An 18,143-nucleotide genomic window follows, 5' to 3' on the forward strand; every position below is an offset into this window, starting at 1 on the left:
GGAGCCCAACTGGCCCGGTGAAGGCGGGCGGTGACCACGGCGCGGAGACTCACGGGTCCCGGAACGGCGTGTCCTAGATCGGCACAATGTCCGGTGCGCCGAGCCGGGCCGCGTCCGCCGTGAGGTCGTCGGGCTGGCGCTGCGACTCGCGTTCGGCCTCCACCCGCTTCTCGTAGTGCTCGACCTCCCGGTCGATCCGCCCCTCGTCCCAGCCCAGCACCGGCGCCATCAGCTCCGCGCAGAGCCTGGCGCTGCGGGTGCCCCGGTCGAAGGTCTCGATGGAGATCCGGGTGCGCCGGGTCAGCACGTCGTCCAGATGACGGGCGCCCTCGTGGGAGGCCGCGTAGACGATCTCGGCGCGCAGATAGTCGTCGGCGGCGGGCAGGGGTTCGCCCAGGGTGGGGTCGGCGAGGATCAGTTCCAGAATCTCCTCGGTCATTGAGCCGTACCGGTTGAGCAGATGCTCCACCCGGGCGACATGGAGTCCGGTCCGGGCCGCGATCCGGGCGCGCGCGTTCCACAGGGCCTTGTACCCCTCGGCCCCCAGGAGCGGGGTGTCCTCGGTGACGCAGGCGGCGACCCGCTGGTCGAGTCCGTGCACCGCCTCGTCCACCGCGTCCTTGGCCATGACCCGGTACGTCGTGTACTTGCCGCCCGCCACGACGACGAGGCCGGGCGCCGGGTGGGCCACCGTGTGCTCGCGCGACAGCTTGCTGGTGGCGTCCGACTCGCCGGCCAGCAGCGGTCGCAGTCCGGCGTAGACGCCCTGGACGTCGTCCCTGGTCAGCGGGGTGTTCAGGACGGAGTTGACGTGCTGGAGGAGGTAGTCGATATCGGCGCTGGAGGCGGCCGGGTGGGCCTTGTCCAGGTCCCAGTCGGTGTCCGTGGTGCCGATGATCCAGTGCCGGCCCCAGGGGATGACGAAGAGGACGGACTTCTCGGTGCGCAGGATGAGGCCGGTGGAGGAGTGGATGCGGTCCTTGGGGACGACCAGGTGGATGCCCTTGGAGGCCCGGACGTGGAACTGTCCGCGCTCGCCGATGAGCCCCTGGGTGTCGTCGGTCCACACGCCGGTCGCGTTGACCACCTGCTTGGCCCGGATCTCGTACTCCGTGCCGCCCTCGACGTCCCGCACGAGCGCGCCCACGACCCGCTCGCCCTCGCGGAGGAAGCCGATCACCCGGGCGGCGTTCGCCACCTGGGCCCCGTAGGACGCGGCGGTGCGCACCAGCTCGGTGACGAAGCGGGCGTCGTCCATCTGTGCGTCGTAGTACTGGAGGGCGCCGACCAGGGCGTCCTTCTTCAGCGCGGGGGCGACCCGCAGGGCGTGCTTGCGGGAGAGATGGCGGTGGACGGGGAGGCCGCGACCGTGGCCGGAGGAGACCGACATCGCGTCGTACAGTGCGACGCCGGAGCCGGCGTAGAGCCGCTCCCACCCCTTGTGCTGCAAGGGATAGAGGAAGGGCACGGGCTTCACCAGGTGCGGGGCCAGCCGCTCCAGGAGCAGCCCACGCTCCTTGAGCGCCTCCCGGACCAGGGCGAAGTCGAGCATCTCCAGATAGCGCAGACCGCCGTGGATCAGCTTGCTCGACCTGCTCGATGTGCCGGACGCCCAGTCGCGCGCCTCGACCAGGCCGGTCGAGAGGCCTCTGGTGGCGGCGTCCAGCGCCGTGCCCGCGCCAACCACGCCCGCCCCCACGACCAGCACGTCCAGTTCGCGCTCGGCCATGGCGGCAAGCGCGACGGTGCGCTCGGCGGGTCCCAGTGTCGCTGTCCTCACTGCTGCCTCCCGGTGGATCGGGGTGGTCGGACACGGGAGTGCCACCCGGCCGAGGGGCCGGCCGCCCGTGTCCACCCCTCGATTCTGTCCGCGCTCCCCGAGTTCAGCCACCGCCTGTGGACAACACCCGGGCGACCGGAGCCACACAATGCGACATATAGGTCATATTTACGCCTAGTCTGACATTGCGCTGTCCACAGCAGTTGCGATCTTCGCTCTCCGCATTTAGGGGGTCTTCCTGTATGCCCGCAGACCTCGCCGTCATCGGACTCGGTCACCTCGGCCTGCCCCTCGCCCAGGCCGCCGTGACCGCCGGGATCGACACCGTCGGCTACGACCCCGACCCACGCCCCTACGCGGACCTCGGAGCGGGCCGCAGCCCGGTCGAGGGCACCCTCACCGCGTCCGAGATCCGCCGCATGCTCTCCGGCGGCTTCCGGCCCACCACCGACGCCGCCGAGCTGGGCCGGGTCCGTACCGCCGTGATCTGCTCCCCCACCCCGCTCGGCCCCGACCGGGGAATCGACCTCACCGCGCTCCGCGACGCCGCCCGCGCACTGGCGGCCCGGCTGCGCCCGCACACCACCGTGCTGCTGGAGTCCGCCGTGCCGCCCGGCACCACCGAGAACATCCTGCGCCCCCTGCTGGAGGAGGGGTCCGGGCTCGTCGCCGGACGCGACTTCCACCTCGCCTGCTCGCCGAGCCGGCTCGACCCCGGCAACCGCACCCACGTCCTGGCCAACACCCCCAAGGTCATCGGCGGCCTCACCCCCGCCTGCACCGAGTCGGCCGCCGCCTTCTACGGACGCCTCACCGACAAGGTCGTCCGGGCCCGCGGACCGCGCGAGGCGGAGATGACGAAGGTGCTGGAGACCAACTTCCGGCACGTCAACATCGCGCTGGTCAACGAGATGGCGGTGCTCTGCCACGACCTCGGCGTCGACCTCTGGGACGTCATCCGGTGCGCCGAGACCAAGCCGTTCGGCTTCCAGCCCTTCCGGCCGGGACCCGGCGTCGGCGGACACGGCGTCCCGGTGGACCCGGGCTGCCTGCCCTACAGCACCCGCACCCCCGGGCACCCGCTGCGGATGGTCTCGCTGGCGCAGGAGATCAACGACCGGATGCCCAGTTACGTCATCCAGCGCTGCGCCACCCTCCTCAACGAGCACGGCAAGTCCGTCCGGGGCGCGCGCGTCCTGCTGCTCGGCGTCACCTACAAACCGGACAGCGCCGACCAGGAGGCCGCCCCCGCCCGCGAGATCGCCACCCGGCTGATGGACATGGGCGCCCAGATCGGCTACCACGACCCGCACGTCCTGGACTGGCGGGTACGCGAACGCCCCGTCCCGCGCGCCGACTCGCTGTACGAGGCGGCGGCCGCGGCCGACCTGACCGTACTGCTCCAGCAGCACCGCACCTACGACCTCCAGGGCCTCGCGGTCAAGGCCCAACTGCTCCTGGACACCCGGGGGGCCACTCCCGCGGGGGCCGCGCACCGACTCTGAGACGGGAACGGGAGGCCGAAAAGGATTGCCGGTGACCGAATCCGGTACGTACTGCTACCCTGCGGCGTCACAGCGCGCACAGTTGTGCGCAACCGCACACTCGTGCGCAGCCATCCCAGGGGGAGCCCCACCGTGAGTCAGCCCGTGCAGCCGCCGAACCAGCCCCAGCAGCCCTACGGCGGTCAGCCCGTCGACGGCAACCCGTACGCCGGCCAGCCGGGCCAGCCGGGCCCCGCCGCACCGACCGGCAACCCCTACGGGCAGCCCGCCCCCTCCGCACCGGCCGGCAACCCCTACGGCCAGCCCGCCCCCTCCGCACCGGCCGGCAACCCCTACGGCCAGCAGCACCCGGCCCCGACCGGCAACCCGTTCGCGGGTCAGCAGCCCGGCCAGAGCGCCCCGTTCGGCGGCGGCGCGCCCTTCGCCCCGGCGCCGCCGGCCCGCAACAACAACATCCTGCTCGGCGTGCTGGTCGCCCTGGGCGCGGCCGTCGTCGCGGGCATCCTGTACGGCGTGATCGCGGGCTCGATCGAGCGCGAGGTCGGCTACGCGGCGGTCGGCGTCGGCTTCCTGGTGGGCTTCGCGTCGAGCAAGGTCGGCGGCTCCAACCCCGCGGTCATCGGCGCCGCGGCCGTCTTCTCGATCGGCGCCGTCTACCTCGGGCAGCTCGTCGGCATCTCGATGGTCCTCTCCGACCTGGCGCAGATCCCGTTCTCCGAGGTCATCGGCGACCACTTCGGCACCGTGACGGACGCCTGGTCGCAGGAGGCCGACTTCATGACCTACCTCTTCCTCGCCCTCGGCGCGGCCGCCGCCGTCGGTGGCGCCAAGAAGGCCGGCTGACACCTCGCGGCATCATGCGGAAGGGCCCGGACCGTCCTGGTGAGACGGTCCGGGCCCTTCCGCGTACGTACGGGAGGTCAGCGGCGGTGCTGCGAGTCCGCCACCGTCACCTCGACGCGCTGGAACTCCTTGAGGTCGCTGTAGCCGGTGGTGGCCATCGCGCGGCGCAGGGCGCCGAAGATGTTCATCGAACCGTCCGGGGTGTGCGAAGGACCGGTGAGGACCTCCTCCGTCGTCCCGACCGAGCCGAGGTCGACCAGCTTGCCGCGCGGCACGTCCTCGTGGACGGCCTCCATGCCCCAGTGGCGGCCACGGCCGGGCGCGTCCGTCGCGCGGGCCAGCGGGGAGCCCATCATCACGGCGTCCGCACCGCAGGCGATGGCCTTCGGCAGGTCGCCGGACCAGCCGACGCCGCCGTCGGCGATGACGTGCACGTACCGGCCGCCGGACTCGTCCATGTAGTCGCGGCGGGCCCCGGCGACGTCCGCGACGGCGGTGGCCATCGGGACCTGGATGCCGAAGACGTTGCGCGTGGTGTGCGCCGCGCCGCCGCCGAAGCCGACGAGGACACCGGCGGCGCCGGTCCGCATCAGGTGCAGGGCGGCGGTGTACGTGGCGCAGCCGCCGACGATGACCGGGACGTCCAGCTCGTAGATGAACTGCTTCAGGTTCAGCGGCTCGGCCGCGCCCGAGACGTGCTCGGCGGAGACCGTCGTACCGCGGATGACGAAGATGTCGACGCCCGCGTCGACGACCGCCTTGGAGAACTGGGCGGTGCGCTGCGGGGAGAGCGCGGCGGCGGTGACGACGCCGGAGTCGCGCACCTCCTTGATCCGCTGCCCGATCAGCTCCTCCTGGATGGGGGCGGAGTAGATCTCCTGGAGCCGGCGGGTCGCGGACTCGACCGGCATCTCGGCGATCTCGTCCAGCAGCGGCTGCGGGTCGGCGTGCCGGGTCCACAGGCCTTCCAGGTTCAGCACGCCCAGACCGCCGAGCTCGCCGATCCGGATGGCGTGCTGCGGGGAGACCACGGAGTCCATGGGAGCGGCCAGGAACGGCAGCTCGAAGCGGTAGGCATCGATCTGCCAGGCGATCGAGACCTCCTTCGGGTCCCGGGTGCGACGGCTCGGAACGACAGCGATGTCGTCGAATGCGTAAGCCCGGCGGCCGCGCTTGCCGCGCCCGATCTCGATCTCAGTCACGATGTGTGGCCTTTCCCTCTACGTCTGCGCTGACCAGTATCCCCGACACGTGCCTGAGGGGCGGTACCGGGAACTCCGGTCCGCCCCTCACCTGCGGTGATGTCTTACTTCCTGCTGTAGTTCGGCGCTTCCACCGTCATCTGGATGTCGTGCGGGTGGCTCTCCTTGAGACCCGCCGAGGTGATCCGGACGAACCGGCCCTTGCTCTCCATCTGGTCGACGGACGCGGCGCCGACGTAGCCCATGGTCTGGCGGAGGCCGCCGACGAGCTGGTGGAGGACGTTGGCCAGCGGGCCGCGGTAGGGCACCTGGCCCTCGATGCCCTCGGGGACGAGCTTGTCGTCCGAGGACACCTCGGCCTGGAAATAGCGGTCCTTGGAGTAGGACCGGCCCTGTCCGCGGGACTGCATCGCGCCCAGCGAGCCCATGCCGCGGTACGACTTGAACTGCTTGCCGTTGATGAACATCAGCTCGCCCGGGGACTCCTCGCAGCCCGCGAGGAGGCTGCCCAGCATCACGCTGTCGGCACCGGCGGCCAGCGCCTTGCCGATGTCGCCGCTGTACTGGAGGCCGCCGTCGCCGATCACCGGGACGCCCGCGGCCCGGGCGGCGAGCGCGGCCTCGTAGATCGCGGTGACCTGCGGGACGCCGATGCCGGCGACCACGCGGGTGGTACAGATCGAGCCGGGGCCGACGCCGACCTTCACGCCGTCGACTCCGGCGTCGATCAGGGCCTGGGCGCCGTCGCGGGTGGCGACGTTGCCGCCGATGACGTCGACGCCGACGCTCGACTTGATCTTCGCCATCCAGTCGAGGGCGTTGCTGTTGTGCCCGTGCGAGGTGTCGACGATCAGGAAGTCGACCCCGGCGGAGGCGAGCGCCTGGGCGCGGTCCAGCGCCTCGGGGCTGGCGCCGACGGCCGCGCCGACCAGCAGACGGCCTTCGGCGTCCTTGGCGGCGTTCGGGTACTGCTCGGCCTTCTTGAAGTCCTTGACCGTGATGAGGCCCTTGAGGATGCCCGCCTCGTCGACCAGCGGCAGCTTCTCGATCTTGTGGCGGCGCAGCAGCTCCATGGCCTCGACGCCGGAGATCCCGACCCGCCCGGTGACGAGCGGCATCGGCGTCATGACCTCGCGCACCTGGCGCGACCGGTCCGACTCGAACGCCATGTCGCGGTTGGTGACGATGCCGAGAAGCTTGCCCGCCGGGTCGGTGACCGGCACGCCGCTGATGCGGAACTTCGCGCAGAGCGCGTCCGCCTCGCCGAGCGTGGCGTCGGGGTGCACGGTGATCGGGTCGGTGACCATGCCGGACTCGGAGCGCTTGACGAGGTCGACCTGGTTGACCTGGTCCTCGACCGAGAGATTGCGGTGCAGCACGCCGACGCCGCCCTGACGGGCCATGGCGATGGCCATCCGTGCCTCGGTCACCTTGTCCATGGCGGCCGACAGCAGGGGGATGTTCACCCGTACGTTGCGCGAGATGAGCGACGAGGTGTCGACCGCGTTGGGCAGGACCTCGGACGCGCCGGGCAACAGCAGCACGTCGTCGTAGGTCAGCCCGAGCGTCGCGAATTTCTCGGGCACTCCGTCGACGTTTGCAGTCATGACACCTTCCCCAAATGGCCTTGATCGGTGCGGATGTCCATGCTAACGGGCTCCACGGGCGTCTCATTCCACGATCAAGATCACTTGGCTGGTCTGTAGCTTCCTACAGCGCCTCCGGCGGGAGCCGGCGAGGTGCCCCTACTGCTCTGCGAGCGCCCGGAGCCGGCTGAGCGCGCGGTGCTGGGCGACCCGGACCGCGCCCGGGGACATCCCGAGCATCTGGCCGGTCTCCTCCGCGGTCAGCCCGACCGCGACGCGCAGGACCAGCAGCTCACGCTGATTGTCCGGGAGGTTGGCGAGGAGCTTCTTGGCCCAGGCGGCGTCGCTGCTGAGCAGGGCGCGTTCCTCCGGGCCCAGGGAGTCGTCGGGCCGCTCCGGCATCTCGTCGGAGGGGACGGCGGTCGACCCCGGGTGGCGCATCGCGGCGCGCTGGAGGTCGGCGACCTTGTGCCCGGCGATCGCGAAGACGAAGGCCTCGAAGGGCCTGCCGGTGTCCTTGTAGCGGGGCAGCGCCATCAGCACCGCGACGCAGACCTCCTGCGCCAGGTCCTCCACGAAGTGGCGAGCATCACCGGGAAGGCGGTTCAGCCGGGAGCGGCAGTAGCGCAGGGCGAGGGGGTGTACATGGGCCAGCAGATCATGGGTGGCCTGCGCGTCGCCGTCGACGGCCCGGTGCACGAGGGCACCGATCACCGTGGTTTCGTCATCGCGCATCGGACCATGGTGCCCTGAGGCCGTCCGGTCCGCTCCACCGCGTCCCGAGTTGTGCACCGAAGCGTTATGAGCGGGTGCGCCGGATGTCATGCCCTGCGCCCTCCCCTTCCGCTCGACCGAATCGTTCCTGAGGAACTCCACGACTCAAGGATGCGTCATCGGCCGGGAAGCGTCACATGGCGCCGCTGAGCGGACGCCCGGATACGGGGTGTGGAGCCGATGGCCCGCTCCGTGACCCCGTCCGCCGGTCCGCGGACGGGGCGCGGCCCGGGCCGCCCGTCAGCGGACCAGGCCCCAGCGGAATCCGAGGGCCACCGCATGGGCCCGGTCCGAGGCCCCGAGCTTCTTGAACAGGCGCCGGGCATGGGTCTTGACCGTGTCCTCGGAGAGAAACAGCTCACGGCCGATCTCCGCGTTGGAGCGGCCGTGGCTCATCCCTTCGAGGACCTGGATCTCCCGCGCGGTGAGCGTGGGGGCCGCCCCCATCTCGGCGGACCGCAGTCGGCGCGGGGCGAGCCGCCACGTCGGATCGGCCAGCGCCTGGGTGACGGTGGCCCGCAGCTCGGCGCGCGAGGCGTCCTTGTGCAGATACCCGCGGGCCCCGGCGGCGACCGCGAGCGCGACGCCGTCCAGGTCCTCGGCGACGGTCAGCATGATGATCCGGGCCCCGGGGTCGGCGGAGAGCAGTCGCCGGACGGTCTCCACACCTCCCAGACCGGGCATGCGTACGTCCATGAGAATCAGATCCGAACGATCGGCACCCCAGCGGCGGAGGACTTCCTCGCCGTTGGCCGCCGTCGTCACGCGCTCGACGCCGGGCACGGTGGCCACCGCGCGACGGAGCGCTTCTCGGGCAAGCGGGGAGTCGTCGCAGACGAGGACGGATGTCATGACCGTCCTCCGCAGCTGATGCGCGTCACCTTGAGCCTCCAGGCTGATACAAGTCGTCACCTGTGCGGTTGACCCCCTCGGACATGTGCCCGAGCCGGATATCCGTCAACCGCATCCGTTCCCTTAACGACGGTCACTCGAAAGAGTTACGGGCCGGGCGGCCGGGTTCGGCACTCTACGTGAAGGGCCGTATACGGAGGAGAGCGGCGCGGGTGATTCACCCGTCAACCGAATCTTCACTCGTCGGCATGCCCTATTCGGCACCATTTCTTCCCTTTTGAGGGTGTCTGTGGCTAGATTCGCAATCAGTCATATTTACATCTACTAACACCGCAGATGTACGGTCGAGACTTCGGTCACACCGATCACCGACGGTCCGAGCATCAGAGGCCGTCGATCACAGACGGTCGAGGATGCCGCTTCCGACGCAGCACAGCTCCGAGGGGACAAGCAATGGCAGATTTCTCCCGCCTTCCCGGACCCAACGCCGACCTGTGGGACTGGCAGCTGCTCGCCGCCTGCCGAGGCGTGGACAGCTCCCTGTTCTTCCACCCCGAGGGTGAGCGCGGTGCGGCCCGGAGCGCCCGCGAGACCTCCGCCAAGGAGGTCTGCATGCGCTGCCCGGTACGTGCCGAGTGCGCGGCCCACGCCCTGGCCGTGCGAGAGCCCTACGGAGTGTGGGGCGGCCTGACGGAGGACGAGCGCGAAGAGCTGATGGGCCGGGCCAGGACCCGGCTGATCACCGCGGCGCCCGCCGCCGGACCGGGCCCCGGCGCCACCTGACACCCCTACGCGGCAACCGAAAGCAGAAACGTTTCTTCGACATCTTCAGCCATCCGGACCGCGACCAGCCGCAGCGGGGCCGGACCCCTCACCGTCCGTGGGCCGCGGGGCCCGGCGGGCGCCGCGGCCCCGCGCGGTCTCAGCGGGCGGCCGTGCGCGCCAGCTGGTCCAGGGTGGCCGCCACCGCCGGGACCCGGGCCAGGTCCGGCAGGGTCAGCGCGACGATCTCCCGCTCGATCGCGGGCTCGACCGGCACGGCCCTGGCCCCCTTGGGGCGTACCGACTCGACGGCCAGTTCCGGCAGCACCGCCACCCCGAGCCCGGCCCCGACGAGCCCCATCACCGCCGGGTAGTCGTCCGTGGCGAAGTCGATGCGCGGGGTGAAGCCGGACTCCTCGCAGACCTCGACCAGCTGCCGGCGGCAGCGCGGACAGCCCGCGATCCACGACTCGTCGGCCAGCTCGCCGATGGAGACGCTCGACGCCTCCGCCAGCCGGTGCCCCTCCGGGACGAGACCGATCAGCCGGTCGGTGAGCAGCGGCCGGACCACCAGGTCGTCCCATTCGCCGCCGGTGCTCCCGTAACGGAACGCCAGCGCGATGTCGCAGTCGCCCTCGCGCAGCAGGTCCACCGAGCGCGGCGGCTCGGCCTCGACGAGCGACACCCGGGTGCCGGGGTGTTCGGCGCGCAGGGCGGCCAGCGCCCCCGGGACCAGGGTGGAGCTGCCGCTGGGAAAGGAGACCAGCCGGACGCGGCCGGCCCGCAGTCCGGCGATGGCGGCGACCTCCTCCTCGGCGGCGGTCAGCCCCGCGAGGATGCCGGAGGCGTGCCGTACCAGCGCCTCGCCGGCCTGGGTGAGGCGCATCTCGCGTCCGGTGCGGATCAGCAGCGTGGTGCCCGCGGAGGACTCCAGGGCCTTCATCTGCTGGCTGACGGCGGGCTGGGTGCAGCCGAGTTCGCGGGCTGCGGCGGAGAACGAGCCGGTGGTGGACACGGCGCGCAGGACACGGAGGTGGCGAGCTTCGATCACCCAGCCAGCATAAGGAATTCTTGGGGGCTAGGCGAATTCACGAGAGGAACCTTTGGGATCAAGGCTAGGTCCTCGGCCCCGGGCCCTGGGGCAGCGGCGGCAGCGGACTGGCCGGGGAGCGGGGGCTGGGCGGCCGGAGTCCCGAGGCGCTGCGCAAGGCGCGGGAGCACGCCGCGCGGCAGGGCTGAGGGCCGGGCGGCCGGTCCCGTACGGAGGGAGCGGACGTCCGGTCCGGGGGGGGAGGAGCGGCCGTCCGGCCCGGGGGGAGCGGCCGTCCGGTCCGGTGACGTGGCGTCATTCGCCCCGGGTATCGCGGATGTTGCGGCGGGAACTGCATCGGTGTGCGGCGCGTCCACCACCAGTGAACTGTGCCCGAGGAGAAGTCTTCGAGCCGAGTGGCGTCGCAGGGGGAAGACCATGCCCGACTCGCAGCAGCCCTGGTACTCCCCGGGCCCGCCGCAGCAGCCCGTTCCCGGCAACCCGTACGCCTCGGAGGGCGGCGCGCCCCAGGGGTTCGGGCCGCCGACCGTGCCGGCACCGCCGCCGCCGCCGACGCGTCGCCGGTTCGGCCGGGGGCCGGTCGTCGCCGCGGTCGTCGCGCTGGTGTTGGTGGTCGTGGCGGGAGGGGTATACGCGCTCTCCGACCAGTGGCGGGACGAGCCCGCGAAGCCCGTGGCGAAGGAGTCGCCCGGCCCCTCCGGACCGGCTTCCCCGTCCGGTGCCCCCGCGGCGGGCGGCCCGGAGCTGAGCCACATCCCGACGACGAAGGAGGTCGCCGCCGCCCGGAAGCCGGACGAGTCGGCGGCGTGGATCGTCGACGACAGGACCGATCTGCCGAAGCAGATCAACAAGGTCCACGATCTGTGGATCGTCGGCGACACCGCCGTCCAGGCCCTGCACCGGAAGGTCACGGCCTACCGGCTCTCGGACGGCGCCGAGGTCTGGAACGTCGACCTGCCCTCCTCCGTCTGCGAGACGCCGGCCAACCCGACGCCCGACGGCAAGGTCGTCGTCTTCCATCACGAGCGGCCGGACAACGAGCGGGGCAACCAGTGCAACCAGTTGCGGATGATCGATCTGAAGACCGGGAAGCAGGGCTGGCACAAGGAGCTCGACGAGCCCGGTGACCGGGACAACACGTTCATCGTCCACAGCGCCATCAGCGGGGACGTCCTGTCCGTCGCCCGGAACATGCAGGCCATCACCTATCGGATGGGCGACGGGAGCAAGCTCTACGAGATCCCCCGGGAGAACAGGGACAAGTGCGTCCCCGACGACGTGGCGGGCGGCGTCGCCCGGCTGCTGGTCAGCTCCAACTGCATGATCGCCATCGACCGGAGCAAGAACTACGGCCAGGTCCGCGAGCTCGACCCGCGTACCGGCAAGGTCCTGTGGCGTTACCGGCTGACGACCGGCTGGAGCTTCGGCAGTCTGATCTCCATGGACCCGGTCGTCTTCACCGCCTACAACAACGAGGACACCGCGAGGGACTGGCGGATCACGGTCCTGGACCCCGGAGGCAAGCACCGCGTCACCTTCGACGCCCGGGGCAAGGGTTTCGAGGAGTGCGCCGGGGACGGGTCCGGCGGGGACATCCAGCCCTGTCGGGGCACCGGGGTGGGCAAGGGCCTCATCATGCTGGGCGGCCAGGACCAGGTCGGCGCGTACGACGTGAAGACCGGGAAGTTCCTGTGGGGGATCAAGTCCGACGAGATGCGCATGCTCTACCCGCTCCGCGCGGAGGACGGCACGTCGATGCTCATCTACGAGGCGGCCGGCTCGCGCAACCCCGGCCGGACCTTCCTCATGGGCCCGCGCGGGGCCGGCACGGAGACGAACGTCGTGAAGCACCCGGTGGCGACCGCGCCGTGGGAGTACGGGATGTTCTCGGCGCGCACGGCGTACGTCGACGGGCGGCTCGTCCTGACGTCGACGACCGTGAGCGGCGACGAGAACCGGAAGCCCGTGCGCGAGGCCCGCATGCTGTCCTTCGCTCCCGCCGCACCCTGACCGCCCCGCCCCACCCGGCCCCGCCCCACCCTGACGGGACGTGAGGGGTCACCCCCGGCCGGATCGCAGGGGATCTCGCCGGGTGAGCGGGTGGAGGTCGTCGTGACGGTGCGGCCGGGCGGGCGGGTGAGGTCCCGGACCGCGCGGGGCACTAACGTGCCGCGTATGACGACTGCACTGATCACGGGCGCGACGGCGGGCATCGGGGCCGCGTTCGCGCGGCGGCTCGCGGCCCAGGGGCACAACCTGGTGCTGGTGGCACGGGACATCGCGCGGCTGCGCGAGCAGGCCACCGAACTGCACGACCGGCACGGCATCGAGGCCGAGGTACTGAGCGCCGACCTGTCCACGGAGAGCGGGCTCGAAGCGGTGGAGAAGCGTCTCGCGGACCGCACGCACCCGGTCGATCTGCTGGTCAACAACGCCGGGTTCGGCAACAAGGGGCGCTTCCTGGAGGTGTCCATGGCCGACGAGCTGACGATGCTGAAGGTGCACTGCGAGGCGGTGCTGCGGCTGACCTCGGCGGCTGTCGCCGGTATGAGGGAGCGGGGCCGGGGCGGGGTCGTCAACGTGGCGTCGGTCGCGGCGTTCGTGCCGCGCGGTACGTACGGGGCGTCCAAGGCGTGGGTGGTGCAGTTCACCCAGGGCGCGGCGCGGGATCTGGCCGGGTCGGGGGTGCGGCTGATGGTGCTGTGCCCCGGGTTCGTGCGGACGGAGTTCCACGAGCGGGCCGGGATGGGCACGGACAGCATCCCGAACTGGATGTGGCTCGACGCGGACAAGCTGGTGGCGTCCGCGCTGACGGATCTGGCCCGGGGGAAGACGGTGTCGATCCCCGACCCGCGCTACAAGGCGTTGATGGGGCTGGTGAAGGTCGCCCCGCGTGGCCTGCTCGGCGGGGTCACGTCACGGACGGGGCGCAAGTACGGTCCGCGGTAGCGCCGCTCCCGTTGCTGTACGGCGTACGGATGCGGTACGGGTGTGCTGTACGGGAGCGGTTCCCCCCTGGGCGGGGAGGAACGCACCGAGGCCCGGCACCCCCGCGACGGGGGGTGCCGGGCCTCGGGCGTACCGAACGGCGTGCCGAACGGTGCGGGCCGTACTAGTGGGAGTGGCCGTGGCCGCCGTGACCGGCGTCGGCCTCTTCCTCGGCCGGCTTCTCGACGACCAGGGTCTCGGTCGTGAGCAGCAGCGACGCGATGGACGCGGCGTTCTCCAGGGCGGAGCGGGTGACCTTGACCGGGTCGATGACGCCGGCCTTGACCAGGTCGCCGTACTCGCCGGTGGCGGCGTTGAAGCCCTGGCCCTTGTCGAGCTCGGAGACCTTGGAGGTGATGACGTAACCCTCCAGGCCGGCGTTCTCGGCGATCCAGCGCAGCGGCTCGACGGCGGCGCGGCGGACGACCGCGACACCGGTGGCCTCGTCGCCGGTCTTGCCGAGGTTGCCCTCCAGGACCTTCACCGCGTGGACGAGGGCGGAGCCACCGCCGGAGACGATGCCCTCCTCGACGGCGGCGCGGGTCGCCGAGATGGCGTCCTCGAGACGGTGCTTCTTCTCCTTGAGCTCCACCTCGGTGGCGGCGCCGACCCGGATGACGCACACGCCGCCGGCCAGCTTCGCGAGGCGCTCCTGGAGCTTCTCGCGGTCCCAGTCGGAGTCCGTGGACTCGATCTCGGCCTTGATCTGGTTGACGCGGCCCTTGACGTCGTCGGAGTTGCCCCCGCCGTCGACGATGGTCGTGTCGTCCTTGGAGACGGTGACGCGGCGGGCGGTGCCCAGCACGTCGAGACCGGCGCCGTCGAGCTTGAGGCCGACCTCCTCGGCGATGACGGTCGCACCGGTGAGGGTGGCGATGTCACCGAGCATGGCCTTGCGGCGGTCGCCGAAGCCCGGGGCCTTCACCGCCACGGCGTTGAAGGTGCCACGGATCTTGTTGACGACGAGGGTGGAGAGCGCCTCGCCCTCGACGTCCTCGGCGATGATCAGGAGCGGCTTGGAGGCGCCGGCCTGGATGACCTTCTCCAGGAGCGGGAGCAGCTCCTGGATGGAGCCGATCTTGCCCTGGTGGATCAGGATGTACGGGTCGTCGAGGACGGCCTCCATACGCTCCTGGTCGGACACCATGTACGGGGACAGGTAGCCCTTGTCGAAGGCCATGCCCTCGGTGAACTCCAGGTCCAGTCCGAAGGTGTTGGACTCCTCGACGGTGATGACACCGTCCTTGCCGACCTTGTCCATCGCGTCCGCGATGAGCTCGCCGACCTGGGTGTCCTGCGCGGAGAGCGCGGCCACGGCGGCGATGTCGGACTTGTCGTCGATCGGGCGGGCGGTCGCGAGGAGCTCCTCGGACACGGCCTTGACCGCGGCGTCGATGCCCTTCTTCAGGGCGGCCGGGGAGGCGCCGGCGGCGACGTTGCGCAGGCCCTCGCGGACGAGCGCCTGGGCCAGCACGGTCGCGGTGGTGGTGCCGTCACCCGCTACGTCGTTGGTCTTGGTCGCCACCTCCTTGACGAGCTGGGCACCGAGGTTCTCGTACGGGTCGTCGAGCTCGACCTCGCGCGCGATGGTGACACCGTCGTTGGTGATGGTCGGAGCGCCGAACTTCTTGTCGATGACGACGTTGCGGCCCTTGGGGCCGATCGTCACCTTGACCGTGTCGGCAAGCTTGTTGACGCCGCGCTCAAGGGCGCGACGGGCGTCCTCGTCGAACTTCAGAATCTTCGCCATGGGCTGTGTTCCCTCTCAAAATGAACTGCGCCCCTCGCCACCCGGCTAGTTATTTCGCAGGGGGCCAGGGGCGCAGAACACAAGCAAACGTGGGTGAATTACTTCTCGACGATCGCGAGAACGTCGCGGGCCGAGAGGACGAGGTACTCCTCGCCGTTGTACTTCACCTCGGTGCCGCCGTACTTGCTGTACAGGACGACGTCGCCGGTCTTGACGTCGAGCGGAAGCCGCTCGCCGTTCTCGAAGCGGCCCGGGCCCACGGCGAGGACGACGCCCTCCTGGGGCTTCTCCTTCGCGGTGTCCGGAATGACCAGGCCGGAAGCCGTGGTCTGCTCGGCGTCGAGCGGCTGGACCACAATGCGGTCCTCAAGCGGCTTGATCGCAACCTTGGAGCTGGTGGTCGACACGATCCGGTCTCCCCCTTCGGAGATCTCACGGGGTTTAGCAGTCAGTGGGCGGCGACCTGACCGGCCCGTCGTCGCGGGTGCCGGACCTGCCCTGTCGCGCAAGGTGGTGCTGGCACTCTCCAGGGGGGAGTGCCAGCCCTGAGACTATGACCGTGATTAGCACTCGGTCAAGCGGAGTGCCAATTCACCACCCTCGCGCCGCTCGATCGGGGCTCCGTCGGGTCTCCTTCCGGACAGCGTGGGGGGGAGCGTCGCGTTCCGTACGACGGTACGGAGATGACGCGCCCCGAGAGCGGGTGCGGGGAAGAGCGCGGATCAGACGTAGTCCTCCAGCTTCGCCACCGCGTATCCCTTGTCGGTGATGGTCTTCATGACCCGGCGGATCATGTCGGGCATCGAGCCCTTCCAGTCCTCCTCGCCCCGGAAGTGGGTGAGGACGATGTCGCCGGGGTGCAGGTCCCGGTCCCACTCGCGCCATTCCATGTGGTCGGGGAAGGCCTCGGAGGACCACAGGGGCACGGCGGTGATCCCGCAGGACTTGGCGGCGACGAGGGTGTCGCGGTTGTAGTTGCCGTAGGGCGGGCGGAAGAGGGTGGGCCGCTTCCCGTAGTGCTTGAGGATCTTGTCCTGCTGGCCGCAGATCTCCCGCTTCTGCTCGGCGGCGGAGAGGCCCGGCAGATAACGGTGGTTGAGCGTGTGGTTGCTGATCGTCACCCCGCGCTTCTGCATCTTCTTGAAGTAGCCGTAGTCGTCGTTGATGACGTAGTCGCTGAGGAACGCGCTGTACGGGATATCCAGTTCGGTCATCATCCGCAGCAGCTCGGGGTCCTTCTCCGCCCCGTCGTCCATCGTCAGGAAGACGATCTTCTCCTTGGTCGGGACGGTGGTGAAGACGGGTGGCAGCCCGGCGTCGTCCCGGACCTCGAACCCCTCGCGGGTGGTGATGCGCGGCTTCACCTTCGGCGGCTCGGGGGCCGCGAGCGGCGTCTTGGCCAGTCCCCACTTCTTCGCGGCGACGGCCCGCGCCGCCTGCTTCTTCCTGAGCGCCTCGGCGTAGGTGTCCAGGGCGCGGGCGGGCCCGGCCTTCGGAGCGGCCTCGCCCGGCTGGCCGGCGGCGGGCTTCGCGGGTCCGCCGGGAGGTCCCGCGCCACCGCCGCCCGTCTCCGCCGCGCACCCGGAGGCGACGGCGGCGGCCAGCAGGGCCGCCAGCACGACGATGCCCGGCCTGTGCCACTTCATGGCTGCTTTTTCGTTTTGTCGTACTAGCTGCATGGCGCCGCATCCTGCCAGCCGTCGGCCCGCCTCCCGCCCCGACACCGCGAGCGGACCGGCGCCGTCCCCCGGCCGGCCCACAGCGGCCGCCGGCCGCGCGGGAAACGGCACCCGGCGCAGCGGCCACAATGGACCGGGTGAACGCAACGACCCCCTCCGCCCCGGACGACGACCCCGCCCGCGCCGCCTTCGCGGCGCTGCGCACCCCCGAGGGCGAGCAACTGCTGGCCGAGCTGCGCGACCACGACCCCGCCGACGAGCTGGCCGCCGCGACCCGGCTGCGCCGCACGCACCCGGCGGAGCTGGTCTCGGCGGCCCTGGGCCAGGCCCGGCTGCGGCAGCGGGCGGTGGCCAAGTTCGGGGCCGAGGACGCCTACCGGATGTACTTCACGCCCAACGGGGTCGAGCAGGCCACCCGCACCTCCGTCGCCGCCCACCGCGCCGCCCGGTTCGCCGGGCTCGGCGTGCGGAGCGTGGCCGACCTGTGCTGCGGCATCGGCGGCGACGCCCTCGCCCTGGCCCGCGCCGGGATCTCCGTCCTGGCCGTGGACCGCGACCCGTTGACCGCCGAGGTGGCCCGCGCCAACGCCGAGGCGCTCGGCCTGGAGGGGCTGATCGAGGTGCGGTGCGCCGATGTCACGGAGATCGACACCGCCCCGTACGACGCGGTGTTCGTGGACCCGGCCCGGCGCGGCGGACGGGGCCGCATCTTCGATCCGGAGGCGTACTCACCACCGCTGTCCTGGGCGGCGGCCGCCGCGCTGAAGGCCCCGAGGGCGGCGCTGAAGATCGCGCCGGGCGTGCCGCACGAGGCGATCGGCCCGGAGGCGGAGGCGGAGTGGATCTCGGACGGCGGCGATGTGAAGGAGGCGGTGCTCTGGTACGGGGAGGGCTTCGCGCCCGGCGCGTTCCGGGCCACGCTGCTGCCCTCCGGGGCGACCCTGGCCGCCCCGGCCCCGCTGCCCGCCCCGCCCGTGGGCCCGGTCGGGCGCTATCTGTACGAGCCGGACGGCGCGGTGATCCGGGCGCATCTGGTCGCCGACATCGTCGAGCGGTGCGGCGGGCGGCTGGTGGACGAGACGATCGCGTACGTCACGAGCGACACGCGGTACTCCTCCCCGTACGTCTCCGGGTACGAGATCACCGACCGGCTGCCGTTCAACATGAAGAAGCTGAAGGCTCTGCTGCGGGAGCGGGAGGTCGGCGTACTGACCGTCAAGAAGCGCGGCTCGGCGGTCGAGCCGGAGGAGCTGCGCCGCCGGATGAAGCTGAGCGGTCCTCACGCGGCGACGGTGTTCCTGACCCGGGTGGCGGGGGCTCCGACGATGCTGATCGGGCATCCGCTGGAGTGAACCGGGGCGTCAGCGGCGG

15 protein-coding genes are annotated in these 18,143 nt (G+C 71.3%); 6 read left to right on the plus strand and 9 right to left on the minus strand.

Going from position 1 to position 18,143, the window contains the following annotated elements; all coding sequences use genetic code 11:
• Positions 1-73: 73 nt before the first annotated feature.
• Positions 74-1,780 (minus strand): glycerol-3-phosphate dehydrogenase/oxidase, encoded by a 1,707-nt coding sequence (locus ACH4KB_RS27540; protein WP_361873441.1) that lies wholly within the window; start codon positions 1,778-1,780, stop codon positions 74-76.
• A gap of 242 nt (positions 1,781-2,022) precedes the next feature.
• Here ACH4KB_RS27540 and ACH4KB_RS27545 point away from each other — a divergent pair, with 242 nt between their 5' ends.
• Both ACH4KB_RS27545 and ACH4KB_RS27550 read left to right on the plus strand, forming a co-directional pair.
• The gene (locus tag ACH4KB_RS27545; protein WP_398068579.1) at positions 2,023-3,285 is read left to right on the plus strand and encodes a nucleotide sugar dehydrogenase; all 1,263 of its coding nucleotides are present in this window, start codon (positions 2,023-2,025) and stop codon (positions 3,283-3,285) included.
• Positions 3,286-3,417: 132 nt separating this feature from the next.
• Entirely contained in the window at positions 3,418-4,128 is a 711-nt protein-coding gene (locus ACH4KB_RS27550) for a hypothetical protein (RefSeq protein WP_398068580.1), read from the plus strand.
• Positions 4,129-4,205: 77 nt separating this feature from the next.
• On the opposite strand, the gene ACH4KB_RS27555 is transcribed toward ACH4KB_RS27550, so the two are convergent.
• The 4 genes from ACH4KB_RS27555 to ACH4KB_RS27570 form a co-directional block, all read right to left on the minus strand.
• Positions 4,206-5,330, minus strand: coding sequence for a GuaB3 family IMP dehydrogenase-related protein (locus ACH4KB_RS27555; RefSeq protein ID WP_007453079.1), 1,125 nt, complete (start codon positions 5,328-5,330; stop codon positions 4,206-4,208).
• A 104-nt stretch (positions 5,331-5,434) separates the two neighbouring features.
• A complete protein-coding gene (guaB, locus tag ACH4KB_RS27560; protein ID WP_097870357.1) occupies positions 5,435-6,937 on the minus strand; it encodes an IMP dehydrogenase in 1,503 nt (500 codons plus the stop codon).
• 138 nt (positions 6,938-7,075) lie between these two features.
• The gene (locus ACH4KB_RS27565; protein WP_018960265.1) at positions 7,076-7,651 is read right to left on the minus strand and encodes a sigma-70 family RNA polymerase sigma factor; all 576 of its coding nucleotides are present in this window, start codon (positions 7,649-7,651) and stop codon (positions 7,076-7,078) included.
• A gap of 279 nt (positions 7,652-7,930) precedes the next feature.
• Complete coding sequence (locus tag ACH4KB_RS27570; protein WP_003948568.1) at positions 7,931-8,542, minus strand: response regulator transcription factor; 612 nt, start codon at positions 8,540-8,542, stop codon at positions 7,931-7,933.
• Between the two features lie 453 nt (positions 8,543-8,995).
• Here ACH4KB_RS27570 and ACH4KB_RS27575 point away from each other — a divergent pair, with 453 nt between their 5' ends.
• Positions 8,996-9,325, plus strand: coding sequence for a WhiB family transcriptional regulator (locus tag ACH4KB_RS27575; RefSeq protein ID WP_073800659.1), 330 nt, complete (start codon positions 8,996-8,998; stop codon positions 9,323-9,325).
• A gap of 139 nt (positions 9,326-9,464) precedes the next feature.
• Here ACH4KB_RS27575 and ACH4KB_RS27580 read toward each other — a convergent pair whose 3' ends face one another.
• Positions 9,465-10,355, minus strand: coding sequence for a LysR family transcriptional regulator (locus tag ACH4KB_RS27580; protein WP_018960263.1), 891 nt, complete (start codon positions 10,353-10,355; stop codon positions 9,465-9,467).
• Between the two features lie 417 nt (positions 10,356-10,772).
• Here ACH4KB_RS27580 and ACH4KB_RS27585 point away from each other — a divergent pair, with 417 nt between their 5' ends.
• Together ACH4KB_RS27585 and ACH4KB_RS27590 are read left to right on the plus strand one after the other, a co-directional pair.
• Positions 10,773-12,365 (plus strand): PQQ-binding-like beta-propeller repeat protein, encoded by a 1,593-nt coding sequence (locus ACH4KB_RS27585; protein ID WP_398068581.1) that lies wholly within the window; start codon positions 10,773-10,775, stop codon positions 12,363-12,365.
• A gap of 165 nt (positions 12,366-12,530) precedes the next feature.
• On the plus strand, positions 12,531-13,304 hold the full coding sequence (locus ACH4KB_RS27590) for an SDR family NAD(P)-dependent oxidoreductase (protein WP_398068582.1): 774 nt from the start codon (positions 12,531-12,533) through the stop codon (positions 13,302-13,304).
• 163 nt (positions 13,305-13,467) lie between these two features.
• Here the strand turns inward: ACH4KB_RS27590 and groL are convergent, their stop codons facing one another.
• The 3 genes from groL to ACH4KB_RS27605 all read right to left on the minus strand — a co-directional run bounded on the left by groL (position 13,468) and on the right by ACH4KB_RS27605 (position 16,739).
• A complete protein-coding gene (gene groL, locus ACH4KB_RS27595; RefSeq protein WP_327220105.1) occupies positions 13,468-15,093 on the minus strand; it encodes a chaperonin GroEL in 1,626 nt (541 codons plus the stop codon).
• A gap of 98 nt (positions 15,094-15,191) precedes the next feature.
• Positions 15,192-15,500, minus strand: a complete 309-nt coding sequence (gene groES / locus ACH4KB_RS27600) for a co-chaperone GroES (protein WP_003966899.1) — start codon at positions 15,498-15,500, stop codon at positions 15,192-15,194.
• A 315-nt stretch (positions 15,501-15,815) separates the two neighbouring features.
• The gene (locus ACH4KB_RS27605) at positions 15,816-16,739 is read right to left on the minus strand and encodes a polysaccharide deacetylase family protein (protein ID WP_398068583.1); all 924 of its coding nucleotides are present in this window, start codon (positions 16,737-16,739) and stop codon (positions 15,816-15,818) included.
• A gap of 161 nt (positions 16,740-16,900) precedes the next feature.
• On the opposite strand from ACH4KB_RS27605, the gene ACH4KB_RS27610 reads away from it, so the two are divergent.
• Positions 16,901-18,124, plus strand: a complete 1,224-nt coding sequence (locus tag ACH4KB_RS27610; RefSeq protein ID WP_398068584.1) for a methyltransferase domain-containing protein — start codon at positions 16,901-16,903, stop codon at positions 18,122-18,124.
• Positions 18,125-18,143 lie beyond the last annotated feature (19 nt).

The organism is Streptomyces sp. NPDC017520, assembly GCF_044329855.1.
Taxonomy (GTDB): Bacteria; Actinomycetota; Actinomycetes; order Streptomycetales; family Streptomycetaceae; genus Streptomyces.

What these genes read in the sequence shown, in the direction of transcription:
- ACH4KB_RS27545 (WP_398068579.1), top strand. Translation starts at nt 2,023, where the DNA reads ATGCCCGCAGACCTCGCCGTCATCGGACTCGGTCACCTCGGCCTGCCC.
- guaB (WP_097870357.1), bottom strand. Translation starts at nt 6,937, where the DNA reads ATGACTGCAAACGTCGACGGAGTGCCCGAGAAATTCGCGACGCTCGGG.
- ACH4KB_RS27565 (WP_018960265.1), bottom strand. Translation starts at nt 7,651, where the DNA reads ATGCGCGATGACGAAACCACGGTGATCGGTGCCCTCGTGCACCGGGCC.
- ACH4KB_RS27570 (WP_003948568.1), bottom strand. Translation starts at nt 8,542, where the DNA reads ATGACATCCGTCCTCGTCTGCGACGACTCCCCGCTTGCCCGAGAAGCG.
- ACH4KB_RS27575 (WP_073800659.1), top strand. Translation starts at nt 8,996, where the DNA reads ATGGCAGATTTCTCCCGCCTTCCCGGACCCAACGCCGACCTGTGGGAC.
- ACH4KB_RS27585 (WP_398068581.1), top strand. Translation starts at nt 10,773, where the DNA reads ATGCCCGACTCGCAGCAGCCCTGGTACTCCCCGGGCCCGCCGCAGCAG.
- ACH4KB_RS27590 (WP_398068582.1), top strand. Translation starts at nt 12,531, where the DNA reads ATGACGACTGCACTGATCACGGGCGCGACGGCGGGCATCGGGGCCGCG.
- groL (WP_327220105.1), bottom strand. Translation starts at nt 15,093, where the DNA reads ATGGCGAAGATTCTGAAGTTCGACGAGGACGCCCGTCGCGCCCTTGAG.
- ACH4KB_RS27605 (WP_398068583.1), bottom strand. Translation starts at nt 16,739, where the DNA reads ATGAAGTGGCACAGGCCGGGCATCGTCGTGCTGGCGGCCCTGCTGGCC.
- ACH4KB_RS27610 (WP_398068584.1), top strand. Translation starts at nt 16,901, where the DNA reads ATGGACCGGGTGAACGCAACGACCCCCTCCGCCCCGGACGACGACCCC.